The organism is Microcystis sp. LSC13-02, from assembly GCA_002282935.1.
Taxonomy (GTDB): Bacteria; Cyanobacteriota; Cyanobacteriia; order Cyanobacteriales; family Microcystaceae; genus Microcystis.
Genome location: MTBT01000227.1, coordinates 1 through 10,694, shown reverse-complemented (window position 1 = coordinate 10,694; position 10,694 = coordinate 1). Strand labels below are relative to the sequence as shown.

Here is a 10,694-nt window from a genome sequence, read left to right as displayed (position 1 = left end):
GCACTCGCGGGAGCGCATTTTGTAGCTTGCTTAAAGCTTTGTTTCTGTCTGTATCACTTGTTACTTTTTAAAATGAGAATTGCTGTACGATTAGAGAGGGAAGTTATAGCGGTTCTCACATCTGTGTGGCACACTTTAACCTTTGCTGATTAAACTTTTCAGGATTGAGAATGTACCTCTTGTCAACAGGAAACGCTATATCGTTTTTCTAAGATAAATCGACCGAATTCTCTGCAACAATCATGCGTTAGATTTATTGGAAGTTTCCTTAATTTGTACCCAGTAACGGGGGGAGTTAATCTGGTGTATTGCTAATACGGCACAGGTTATGGCCTTTTGTCAAAGGGGAAGTCTAACTATCAGACGCGGCTAAAATACTCTCTAAAGCCGATAATAATCGTTGATTTTCTGCCGGTAAACGGACAGCTACCCGAAAATAATTGCTGCCCAATTCGGGGAAACTGAGACAATCGCGGATGAAAATTCGATGATATTTTAATAAAGCTTCCTGTAGGGGTAAACAGGAAGATTGAGATTGTACTAAGAGGAAGTTAGCGGCACTGGTTTGGGGCTGTAATTGCGGAAAATTAGCTAATCCCTGCCATAAATCCTCACGGGCTGCTGTTAACCAATCCCAAGTTTGTTGTTGAAAATCCCTATCTTCAATTCCCGCAATAGCGGCAACCACAGCCAAATTATTCACCGACCAAGGATCGCGCCATCTTTGCCATTGTAACAGGCGATCGGGATGGGCGAGGACGTATCCTAGACGTAAACCGGGGAGACTGTAAAATTTAGTTAGGGAACGCACAATCACGAGATTGGGATATTCCGGCAAGAGAGATATTAAACTCTCCTGTTGTTGCGGGGGTAAAAAATCCATAAAAGCTTCATCCACTACCACCAAACCAAATTGCGATAGATAGGGACGAATGGCCGCCACCGTCCAGAGTTTCCCCGTGGGATTGTGGGGATTATTGAGTAATAAGCCTTGTTTTTCGGGATTAACCGGCTTTAAACTGGTTAAATCTAGGGAATGTTTGCAGATTTTCCCGCCAAAACTTTTTAAAGCCCGTTCGTAATCATTAAAAGCGGGTGTTAGTACATAAACACTATCAAATGCTGCTAATTCCCGACCGGCCCAGGTTAATAACTCAGCCGCACCATTGCCGGGGAGAATCCAATCTGGCCCGATATTGTGCCATTGGCCGAGGGCAGAACGCAACTGCCAATACGCGGGGTCAGGATAACGAGTCAGACTGGTTAAATGGCTTTTAATAGCGGTTAGGGCGCTTTCCGGCGGACCGAGGGGGTTGATACTGGCAGAAAAATCGAGAATAGAGGAAACCGGACAGCCGGCAATGGCGGCCGCCCAGTCAAGATTACCACCATGTTTAGGTCTAGGCAAAAGACTTACAGCGAACGAAGCTCAACAGTAATTAGGGTTTGCGGCAAAAAGTTTTCCCTGGGGGCAGGGTGTGGGGTGTGGGGTGTGGGGTGTAGGGTTTTACCTATTTTCAGGTGGTCAACTACCTAATTTTCAGGGAAAAAGTCCCTGAATTTTCCCCCCGATCACCCCGGGCTAAGGCACTCTTTGATGGGAAAAAAGTCTAAAAGTCTTATCCAACAAGGTTTTTAGATTTATTCAGCCAGCCCTAATTCTTCCTTATCTGGGGCCACTCTGTCTTTAAACAGTTTACCCGCCGAGAAAGCCGGGACGCGAGTGGCCGGAATCTCCATCTTATCGCCGGTTTTCGGGTTGCGTCCTTCCCTGGCCTGACGTTCCCGGGCCTCGAAGGAACCGAATCCTACTAGGGTTACTTTGTCCCCCTCAGAAACCGCTTCGATAATGGTTTCGATGGCGGCAGTGAGAACAGCATCTGCTTGTTTTTTGGTGACAGAGGCTTTGAGAGCGATTTGATCGATTAATTCACCTTTATTCATGCGCTAACTCCTTGTTTTGCGGTTTTTCTGAGTTTAGGGTGGTTGTCAGTAGTTTATTATGGTTCCCCTGTGGAGGACTCGCCAGGATCGAGATCACTAAATAATGCCTCAAATCCTCATTGGCTATATATTCCACTGCATTATTCTAAGCGGGAATTGTCTCGATCGGAATCGCTGAAACCTTTAATTTATCTAGATTTCCTCCTGATTCCTCGCCACTGGAGACACAAAAAGGAATAAGCGAGAGATTAACAGCGATATAAGCTAATAAAAAGAGATTAGGGGGCTAAATTGCCGATAAATATTCTCTAAAAGCGATAGGCATCCTAACTTCCCAAAAATCGTTCATCGGTTCTCTCCAAGATTTTTAACTAATTTTGCCCCTAGAAACGTTAAAAAAGTTTACCAAAGCAATTTCTGCCCAAAAATTAAGGTTCGGGCCCAGGAGATATTGGCTAGAATTGGAACTTATGATCGTTAAAAATATTCAAAAAAGCAGGATTTAACTGGAAAGTTTGCTATCATTATCTATTCAGCGACAAACTCGCATGGTGATTTACTGCTATCCCCTAGCCGATCTAGGTCAAAGCTTAAGACGTTCTTTTATTGTGACTTTTTTGGCAGTAATCGCCATTCTTGGCGGTGTGATTCCCGAATTTTCTTGGACGACGGATGTGGTTAGTTTTCAGTCCTCCGCTTATACTCAAGATTTTACGGCTGACCAAATTAAACGTTATGCCAAAGCAGTTTTGTTGATCGAAACCGAAAGAAAACAAGCTTATCAGGCAATTTCGCAAATTTTAGGCAAAAGTCCCCCAGTAATTACCTGTAACCACCGGGAAAGCTTTAATAATCTTCCAGCTAATGCCCAAAGAATTGCCGTCGATTATTGTAATAACTCAAAAAAGATTGTCCAAGATAGTGGCTTCACCGCAGCTCAATTTAACGCCATTACTAACTGGATTCGTAGCGATGATAGCTTGAGACGACGGGTGCAAAATGAGATGATTCGTCTGCAACGGGAGAATAAATAGAAAAAGTTCCTCAGTTTTTCGGGTCAAGCTGGAGTCAGGGCTACAATTAAGAATGTTTTTTCCCATTGACTACTACCATGTTAACTTTTACCGAGCGCTTACCCCCCCGTCATACCGCTAGTCCACCTCCCCCAGAAACGGTAGTTTTTAGCCTTCTACTTACGGCCGAAGAACGCACTCGCAGCCGTTATCGTCTCGACAGTCCCGAAGGTTTTTCCCTCTGTTTTCGTTTACCCCGCGGCACAATTCTACAGGATCGCGATTTCCTGCGGGGGGAAAACGGCGAAATTATTCAAATTATTGCTAAACCAGAACCAGTTATCACTATTACCGCCCCTTCAACCGATTTACTCCTCAAAGCTGCCTATCACCTCGGTAATCGTCATGTAGCCCTAGAAATTAATCCCGATTATCTGCGTCTGGCCCCCGATTCTGTCCTACAAGCAATGTTAGAAGGTTTGGGATTAACTGTAACTGAAGAAATCGCCCCCTTTAACCCCGAAATCGGCGCTTATCAGCATTATCATGACCTGGAAGAGGCAAAAAAGGGATAGTTAGCTAATCTTGCCCAATGCCCTTTCTGATTTAGAGTAAGCAAAAATCAAACTCGGTTTCGACTTACCTCTTTTCCTACCATAAATTGTAGTTTTTGGGCATTATCTTAACAAAATTTAACTGACAAGAAAACAGTAACTTTTTAACAGCCTCTACGGGATATTTTCTTAATCAAGAGGCTCTCATTCTGCTAGTTTCTAGAATTTTAATCGGCCTCGGTGAATTGATTAATTATCAAAGTAAAAATCGAACTACGAGGAATGAATAACCATGGTACTTTCAGAACTAGCACCAACGGCTGTAACCTCTGTCCTGTCTGATTTATCCACACCCACTGAGGTTAAAAAATCCCCTGCTCAAAACAATGATCTAATCTATTTTTGTGAACTAGATTCTAGTAACAAACTGAATCATTGAACCGCAAGAAGTTTATACAACTCTCGACGGACAAATTTATCTAAGTCAAAAATGTTAGGATTTTCAACTATTATCTATATGGCTCTTCGGTTTGTGTTATGCAATGGACGGGGGTTATAAGGGATGGAACCCTTATATAGAGAGCGAACTAATCAATTAAGTCTCTTGCCAGATAAGGATTTAGTCGATTTATGCCCCCCTATCGAACCATAACAAGTAACGAAGAGCCATCTATATTTTCCGTCAGCCAATTTTTAAAGTTTCTGATGGCTTCACTTCTCCCCAGTTGTTGACTTTGTTTAACAAATTGATTAATTAATTCAATAATCGGAATCTGAGGAAAATTGGGACTGCTTAAAGACTCAATATATTCTCCTTCTTGTAATAAATTAATCTGTAGGCCACTTTGAGTATAACGCCACAGTTCGGGAACACCTAACTGTCGATAATTATCTAAATAGGTACGGGAAGTAATATCAATTTCTAGGACTAAATCAGGGGGGGGATCACTTTCTAAATTAAGTCTATTTTTGCCAATAACGGCTTGATAGTTTTTAATATAAAAACAGGCATCAGGTTCAACCGCTTGATTCATCCGCTCGTTTTTAAATGTTGTTGATCCTAACGGTTCAAAATCAATATTGAGTACTTCTAACAAAAACTGAACCATATAACTAATGATTTCTTTATCTTTTTCATGTTCGGGTAAAGGTACCATAATTTCTAATATTCCGTTACTGTAGGATAACCGAGAAGCACGACTTTCTCCTAATTCTGATAATATTGTCTCAAATTTTTGCCAGTTAAGCTCTTTTAAAAGTAACTGTTGACCGGGATTGACGATAATTTGTTCTAAGGCTAATTGCATGGCTTTAGCTGAAAATGTTGATTTCTTAGTTTAATTATACCCTTCCCTTGAGAACGGAATTCGGTATCGGTCAAAGTTTCTAGAAAAGCCCCAGGGATAGCTTGAGTATTTATACTTATTGCAATCTAGGTATGCTTCCCCTAAGATAAAGTTGGTCGGTAATCGTGCCGAACTAATTACCGAAAACTTGGGTCTAAAACCCTTGCAATGATGTTTTTATTGTATTCAGGAAGTTGAAAAAATGAAGACCAAATCGATAATAAGCTTACTATCCCTTAGTATTATGGGAATGTCAATCTATGCAGGTCAAGCTAATAGTAGTGATTATCGAGCTTTGACCGCAGAAGAAAAATCCCGGTTGACTGATACTTTGTTAAAACAGGGTTGTAGGAATCCTAGAGCGATGAAATTTGATGTTGAGACTAACCTATTTGAAGCAGAAGATGCTGTGTGTGAGGGAGGAAGAAAGTATGATATTTACCTTGATAGAAACTTTAGGATTGTTTCAATGAAACCAGACTAAAAGAGCAAATCCCTGAGAAGCTTTTACTGGTCGCTGCGAAGATTACCGATGAGGTATAACAAAGCCATTCTGACAGCGACACCACTGGTAACTTGTTGGGAAATCAGACTAAAATCGGGATCGTCCATTAAATCGGAACTAATTTCCACTCCCCGATTCACAGGACCGGGATGAAGTACCTTAACCCCCGGTTGACAGGATTGCAAACGAGGACGAGTAATGCCAAAACTTTGATGATATTCCCGTAAACTGGGCAAAAGATTGGCAGTCATTCGTTCTTTTTGCAATCGCAGGGTCATCACAAAATCGGCCTTTTCTAAAGCTGGTTCTAAATCCCAGTGGAGAAATAGGCGATCGCACAATTCCCCAAAATATTTCGGCAGTAGGGTGGGGGGTGCGGACAAATGTACTTCTGCCCCAGCCGTGGTTAAACTCCAGATATTGGAACGAGCGACACGAGAATGGAGTATATCCCCAACAATAGCGATTTTTTTGCCCTCTAACAGTTCTAAACGGGGATTTTCCTCATCTAACAGACAACAGATCGTAAACAGGTCTAAAAGTCCCTGGGAGGGGTGTTCGTGTTGACCGTCCCCGGCATTAAGAATACTGACCCCCGACTGCAAACGATCCATTTCTGCGGCAATTAAATCGGGAACTCCCGACTGTTGATGTCGAATGACAAAGATATCCGTACCCATGGCCACATAGGTTAAAGCGGTATCGAGAATCGTTTCCCCCTTAGTCAAACTGGAACTACCCGGGGCAAAATTGAGAACATCGGCCGAGAGACGTTTGGCCGCTAGTTCAAAACTACTACGGGTGCGGGTGGAAGGTTCAAAAAAAAGATTTGTCACCACTTGACCTTGTAGGGCCGGCACTTTCTTGGTACGTCGGGAAAGAACTTCACGAAAACTAGAGGCCGTTTGTAGCAGGGTTTGGTATTCTTCCGGTTGCCAGTCTTGCAATCCCAAAATGTGGTGTCGGATCCAAGTGAAAGCCATAGGAGTTAAGGAGGCGGTAAAAACGGCAAATTTCGTCTATGCTATTGTAGGATTTCTTTGCATCAGGTTAATAAATAGGGTTTATGAGAATTAATTTTTCCTTGTGTCAGATCACTCTTGCGATCGCTTTATTTCTCAATCCCTTGCCGGCGATCGTTGCCCAGACTGCCACCTCTGGGGAAATGGTATCACCGACCACGGGCATTAATTACACTCGCCTGAAAAATTTCCTCGCTCAACAAAATTGGCGACAAGCTAACGATGAAACCCGTAATTTAATCCTGAAAGCAACCGGACGGGAATTACAGGGCTGGTTTACCATGGAAGACCTGCAAAAATTGGCCTGTTGGGATCTGCAAAAGATGGATCAACTCTGGAAAGAAGCTTCCGGGGGTCGTTTTAGTTTCAGTACCCAATTTCGCATTTTTATCGAGACAGGTAATCGACCGGGCCGCTTAGTGGCGATCGAAAATTTTCAAACTTTTGGCGATCGAATCGGTTGGCGTAAAGATGGTGATTGGATTATTTTTAAAGAAAATCTTAACTATACCCTCAATGCTCCCGTCGGTCATCTGCCGGCGCCCCGGGACGAATATCAGATCGCCGGTGGTCGCCTAGAATACACCACCCTCGCCCAAAGATTAGTTACCTGTAATATTGTCAGCTTAGGGCAAAGCAAACAGTGATCACGGCGATCAATTCTGTAGAGTAAAATTTAAGGAAAAGCTTCTCTCCTCATCCTCCTCTTCTTTTTCCGATTTACTAGCACTTTTTCTGCCAAAAACCCCCAAATTTAACAATGATTAAACGATCCGTTAACGTATCGACAGCGATCGGTTCGTCGATCGCCGTTTCCCTAATTGTAGCTGGTTGCGCCCCCCAAACCCCCCAGGCCACAGGACCGGCGGCTGTTCCCGTCAAATTGCAAACCCTCGGCACCGACAAATTAGTGCAAAGTAGCGAATTTGTGGGTACTTTGATCGCCCAAGAGCGTGTTAGCGTCTCCCCCCAGATTACTGGTCGGATTCGGTCTATTTTCGTTAAATCTGGCGATCAGGTAACTCAGGGACAAAAAATCGCCGAATTGGATCCCGAACAACAACAGCAACAGGTAAACGCCGGCATCGGCCAGGTAAATTCGGCCAAAGCGAACCTCAATGCGTCTGAGGCGGATTTAAGGCAAAGACAAGCGCAAGCGAGGGCAAATCAAGCCCAAATTGCCCAGAATCGGGCAAATGTGGCCAATGCCGAAGCTAATGTTAAAAGTCAGATCGCCACCTTGAGCGCCGCCGAAGCCGATTTACAGAGAGCGAGAGCTAATTTAGATTTAGCGGAAAAAAACCTAAAAAGAGCCGAATTTCTGGTCAAACAAGGGGCACAGCCCCAACAGGACTTAGATGATCGCCGCCGCGACATTCAGGCCGCCAAGGCAGAAGTAGAAGCCCGATCTAAAAATCGTGATGCGGCCCGTCAACAGGTGACGGCGGCTAGAGCTACCCTACAGGCAAACAAAGAAGCATTAAATATCGCCATTCAAAACGAATTAGCGTCACAGCAACAGGTGGCGGCGGCAGCGGCAACGGTGAACAGTCGTCAAGCGGCGGTAGCCAGCACTGAGGGGCAATTAGGGGCGACGCGTCAGAATTTAGTTTTTAACACCATTACCGCCCCGATTGCTGGTTTTGTCGGCGATTTTAATCAAAGAAAAGTCGGCGATATTATCTCCCTGGGTGAAGAATTAACCTCGTTGACTAACAATAAAACTTTGGAACTAAATGTGCAGATTCCCGTGGAATTACAACCGCGTCTGCGTGTCGGGTTGCCCGTGGAAATTATTAATCCTGATGGCAGTGCGGGGGTTCGCGGTCAAGTAACTTTTATTTCCCCCACCGTTTCCCAAGCTACCCAATCGGTTTTAGTGAAATTTTCCTTTGCTAATGATGGCAGTCTTCGCAATAATCAATATGTGCGGGCGCGGGTAATTTGGGATCAAAAACCGGGGGTATTAATCCCCACCACGGCAGTGACTAGCATCGGGGCGCAAAATTTTGTTTTTGTGGCCGAAAAAGAAAAGGCTAAAGAAGGTCAAGAAAATGCCAAGGAGCGTTTAGTGGTAAGACAAAAACCAATTCAAGTTGGCACCATTCAAGGGCAAGCTTATCAGGTTATTTCTGGAGTAAATGCCGGGGAAAGAATTGCCGTTAATAATATTCTTTCTCTCCGAGATGGTACAGCTATAACTGTTAGTCAGCAGTAATTTTTATGAGTAATTCGATTACCGTTCGTCCCCTGGCATCGCAACTAATTACCGCCGAGAGTTTCCGTCCCTACGGTCAATTAATAACCCCTAGTCATGACGGGAAAATATTTGATGAAAGCGATGCACAACTGCATTTAAAAAACGGTGTGCCACGCTTTTATATTATGCGTTTACAGACTCGCGGACGTAAATTTAAGCGAATTACTCGTCATAGTCAATGTACCCAATGTCTTGGTTCTTTGGGGGGACAAGAGTGGTTTTTAGGAGTGGCCCCCCCTAGTCCTCAGACTCAACCGGATTTAGAAAAATTAAGGGTTTTTCGCATCCCCGGCGACTGTTTTATTAAATTAGAGGTGGGAACTTGGCACGCTGGCCCACTTTTTGATCAACCAGCGATCGATTTTTATAATCTCGAATTGAGCGATACTAATATTATCGATCATTTTACCTATAATTTTGCCCAAGAGCAGTCAATAGAATTCGAGATTGTTGATTGAAAAAATTAATTTTTTGGTGGTGATTAGGTAGTAGTGATGGTGGCTTAATCCTTTGCTTTGCTGTGCATTGTAGTCATGGATAAAATACCAAAGGGTTCTCCAACGTGATTCTCCATTTTTTTAGAGAAAGATAGACTCTGTCTCACCAGTTGAGAAATCCTTTGTCGAAAGGTATTATTTAATCTTTCAATAGGATTAGTTTGACCAGTTTCTTGACCAACCGGTCGATGACGTTTACTGGGAATTACTGTCTTATAGGACTCCCAAAAGTCTGTGTAAGCAACAGCGCATTGTCGGTAAACACCTGGTCGGCCTGTCCCAAAGTTTTTTGGCTGATTGACGACTCCTATCTCCTAAATAGGGTCTGCTGAAAAAGTTATTGAAAAGCACAGGTCTCTTAATCAATAGACCTCCTGCAAAAATAGGAACTGATTATGTACAATAAAGTAAAACACTCAGAAAAACCATGACTTACGAAAAAGTAAAAAATTTGAATCCAGAAGAGTTTAAACGCTTTTGTGGAGTATATCCTGAAACATTTAAGGATATGGTGAAGGTTTTGGCTGCCGAAAAAGTTCTGCAAAAAAAATCGGGAAGACCAAGTAAATTAAGTCTAGAAGACCAAATCTTGATGACCTTAGAGTATTTACGGGAATATAGTACTTATTTCCATCTCGCAATTAATTGCGAGATTAATGAGACAACAGCCCTACGAATCACTAGAAAGGTAGAAAATATTCTGATAAAATCTGGATTGTTTAATCTGCTGGGGAAAAAGACAGTTCACCAGGCGAATAGTGACCTAGAGGTAGTGGTAGTAGATGTAGCAGAGCATGAGATAGAAAGACCTCAAAAAAAGCAGAAAGATTACGGTTCTTCGGTTTTTGTTATGCAATAGAGCGAACTAATCAATTAAATCTCTTGCCAGATAAGGATTTAGTCAATTTATGTCACCCGATCGAACCATACCAAGTAACGAAGAACCAAGATTACTATAGCGGGAAACAAGGCTATCATACAATAAAATCGCAAGTTCTTGCGTCTCAAAAAACAGGAATGATAGTCTGTACTGCTCATGGAAAGGGAAGAATACATGACTTTAATCTTTGGAAAAATAGTCAAATTGGGATCGATAAAAATATTGAATGTTTAGCAGATAAGGGCTATCAAGGAATTCAAAAGCTGCACAAAAATAGTAGAATTCCTAACAAAAAAAAGAAAAATAAAGAATTAAGTTTAGAAGAAAAAGAATTTAATCGCCAGTTATCAAGAGAAAGAATTGTTATCGAACATATTCACAGAAGTCTGAAGAGATTTAGAATTTTATCATCAAGATACAGGAATCGGAGACGACGTTTTGGTCTGAGATTTAATTTAATCGCTGGCATTTACAACTACGAACTTGCTTTAGGCTATAATCAAGTAGCTGAATAAGACTTTTGCAGGAGGTCTAATGATTTCACTTAGCTACAAGCATAAGCTTTAGTTGTTGAGTAGCTTTTAAGTCATAACTTATTGTCATCATTGACCGAGAAAAAGTGCGGTTTTTCCATTTCAGACATAAAAAAGCCCAAAAAACCTGCCGAAGCAGG

At 42.5% G+C, this 10,694-nt stretch carries 12 protein-coding genes and 1 pseudogene; 8 read left to right on the top strand and 5 right to left on the bottom strand.

Annotated elements, in window-relative coordinates; all coding sequences use genetic code 11:
• Positions 1 to 352: 352 nt before the first annotated feature.
• Positions 353 to 1,408, bottom strand: a complete 1,056-nt coding sequence (gene cobD / locus BGL89_RS14205) for a threonine-phosphate decarboxylase CobD (RefSeq protein WP_286826249.1) — start codon at positions 1,406 to 1,408, stop codon at positions 353 to 355.
• Between the two features lie 233 nt (positions 1,409 to 1,641).
• Entirely contained in the window at positions 1,642 to 1,944 is a 303-nt protein-coding gene (gene hbs, locus BGL89_RS14200; protein WP_002778840.1) for a non-specific DNA-binding protein Hbs, read from the bottom strand.
• Between the two features lie 548 nt (positions 1,945 to 2,492).
• Here hbs and BGL89_RS14195 point away from each other — a divergent pair.
• Together BGL89_RS14195 and ureE are read left to right on the top strand one after the other, a co-directional pair.
• The gene (locus BGL89_RS14195; RefSeq protein ID WP_286826250.1) at positions 2,493 to 2,978 is read left to right on the top strand and encodes a DUF4168 domain-containing protein; all 486 of its coding nucleotides are present in this window, start codon (positions 2,493 to 2,495) and stop codon (positions 2,976 to 2,978) included.
• A gap of 77 nt (positions 2,979 to 3,055) precedes the next feature.
• Positions 3,056 to 3,532 carry an urease accessory protein UreE gene (gene ureE / locus BGL89_RS14190; protein WP_079207696.1) on the top strand — a complete coding sequence of 159 codons (477 nt, stop codon included), beginning with the start codon at positions 3,056 to 3,058 and terminating at the stop codon, positions 3,530 to 3,532.
• Between the two features lie 617 nt (positions 3,533 to 4,149).
• Here ureE and BGL89_RS14185 read toward each other — a convergent pair.
• The gene (locus BGL89_RS14185; protein WP_286826248.1) at positions 4,150 to 4,818 is read right to left on the bottom strand and encodes a Uma2 family endonuclease; all 669 of its coding nucleotides are present in this window, start codon (positions 4,816 to 4,818) and stop codon (positions 4,150 to 4,152) included.
• Positions 4,819 to 5,059: 241 nt separating this feature from the next.
• On the opposite strand from BGL89_RS14185, the gene BGL89_RS14180 reads away from it, so the two are divergent.
• Positions 5,060 to 5,341 carry a hypothetical protein gene (locus tag BGL89_RS14180; RefSeq protein WP_286826247.1) on the top strand — a complete coding sequence of 94 codons (282 nt, stop codon included), beginning with the start codon at positions 5,060 to 5,062 and terminating at the stop codon, positions 5,339 to 5,341.
• 23 nt (positions 5,342 to 5,364) lie between these two features.
• Here the strand turns inward: BGL89_RS14180 and BGL89_RS14175 are convergent, their stop codons facing one another.
• Positions 5,365 to 6,345 carry an aspartate carbamoyltransferase catalytic subunit gene (locus BGL89_RS14175; RefSeq protein WP_149976693.1) on the bottom strand — a complete coding sequence of 327 codons (981 nt, stop codon included), beginning with the start codon at positions 6,343 to 6,345 and terminating at the stop codon, positions 5,365 to 5,367.
• Between the two features lie 83 nt (positions 6,346 to 6,428).
• Here BGL89_RS14175 and BGL89_RS14170 point away from each other — a divergent pair, with 83 nt between their 5' ends.
• The 3 genes from BGL89_RS14170 (at position 6,429) to BGL89_RS14160 (ending at position 9,102) form a co-directional block, all read left to right on the top strand.
• Positions 6,429 to 7,031, top strand: a complete 603-nt coding sequence (locus tag BGL89_RS14170; RefSeq protein WP_286826246.1) for a GUN4 domain-containing protein — start codon at positions 6,429 to 6,431, stop codon at positions 7,029 to 7,031.
• A gap of 113 nt (positions 7,032 to 7,144) precedes the next feature.
• Entirely contained in the window at positions 7,145 to 8,602 is a 1,458-nt protein-coding gene (locus BGL89_RS14165) for an efflux RND transporter periplasmic adaptor subunit (protein WP_286826245.1), read from the top strand.
• A gap of 5 nt (positions 8,603 to 8,607) precedes the next feature.
• A complete protein-coding gene (locus tag BGL89_RS14160; protein ID WP_286826244.1) occupies positions 8,608 to 9,102 on the top strand; it encodes an ureidoglycolate lyase in 495 nt (164 codons plus the stop codon).
• Between the two features lie 63 nt (positions 9,103 to 9,165).
• Here the strand turns inward: BGL89_RS14160 and BGL89_RS14155 are convergent.
• A pseudogene (locus BGL89_RS14155) lies at positions 9,166 to 9,462 on the bottom strand (IS1 family transposase); the annotation flags it as partial.
• A gap of 106 nt (positions 9,463 to 9,568) precedes the next feature.
• Here BGL89_RS14155 and BGL89_RS14150 point away from each other — a divergent pair.
• Positions 9,569 to 10,000 carry a helix-turn-helix domain-containing protein gene (locus BGL89_RS14150; RefSeq protein ID WP_286826243.1) on the top strand — a complete coding sequence of 144 codons (432 nt, stop codon included), beginning with the start codon at positions 9,569 to 9,571 and terminating at the stop codon, positions 9,998 to 10,000.
• 59 nt (positions 10,001 to 10,059) lie between these two features.
• Complete coding sequence (locus tag BGL89_RS14145; protein WP_502692630.1) at positions 10,060 to 10,536, top strand: transposase family protein; 477 nt, start codon at positions 10,060 to 10,062, stop codon at positions 10,534 to 10,536.
• Positions 10,537 to 10,694 lie beyond the last annotated feature (158 nt).

What these genes read in the sequence shown, in the direction of transcription:
- hbs (WP_002778840.1), bottom strand. Translation starts at nt 1,944, where the DNA reads ATGAATAAAGGTGAATTAATCGATCAAATCGCTCTCAAAGCCTCTGTC.
- BGL89_RS14195 (WP_286826250.1), top strand. Translation starts at nt 2,493, where the DNA reads ATGGTGATTTACTGCTATCCCCTAGCCGATCTAGGTCAAAGCTTAAGA.
- ureE (WP_079207696.1), top strand. Translation starts at nt 3,056, where the DNA reads ATGTTAACTTTTACCGAGCGCTTACCCCCCCGTCATACCGCTAGTCCA.
- BGL89_RS14185 (WP_286826248.1), bottom strand. Translation starts at nt 4,818, where the DNA reads ATGCAATTAGCCTTAGAACAAATTATCGTCAATCCCGGTCAACAGTTA.
- BGL89_RS14180 (WP_286826247.1), top strand. Translation starts at nt 5,060, where the DNA reads ATGAAGACCAAATCGATAATAAGCTTACTATCCCTTAGTATTATGGGA.
- BGL89_RS14175 (WP_149976693.1), bottom strand. Translation starts at nt 6,345, where the DNA reads ATGGCTTTCACTTGGATCCGACACCACATTTTGGGATTGCAAGACTGG.
- BGL89_RS14170 (WP_286826246.1), top strand. Translation starts at nt 6,429, where the DNA reads ATGAGAATTAATTTTTCCTTGTGTCAGATCACTCTTGCGATCGCTTTA.
- BGL89_RS14165 (WP_286826245.1), top strand. Translation starts at nt 7,145, where the DNA reads ATGATTAAACGATCCGTTAACGTATCGACAGCGATCGGTTCGTCGATC.
- BGL89_RS14160 (WP_286826244.1), top strand. Translation starts at nt 8,608, where the DNA reads ATGAGTAATTCGATTACCGTTCGTCCCCTGGCATCGCAACTAATTACC.
- BGL89_RS14150 (WP_286826243.1), top strand. Translation starts at nt 9,569, where the DNA reads ATGACTTACGAAAAAGTAAAAAATTTGAATCCAGAAGAGTTTAAACGC.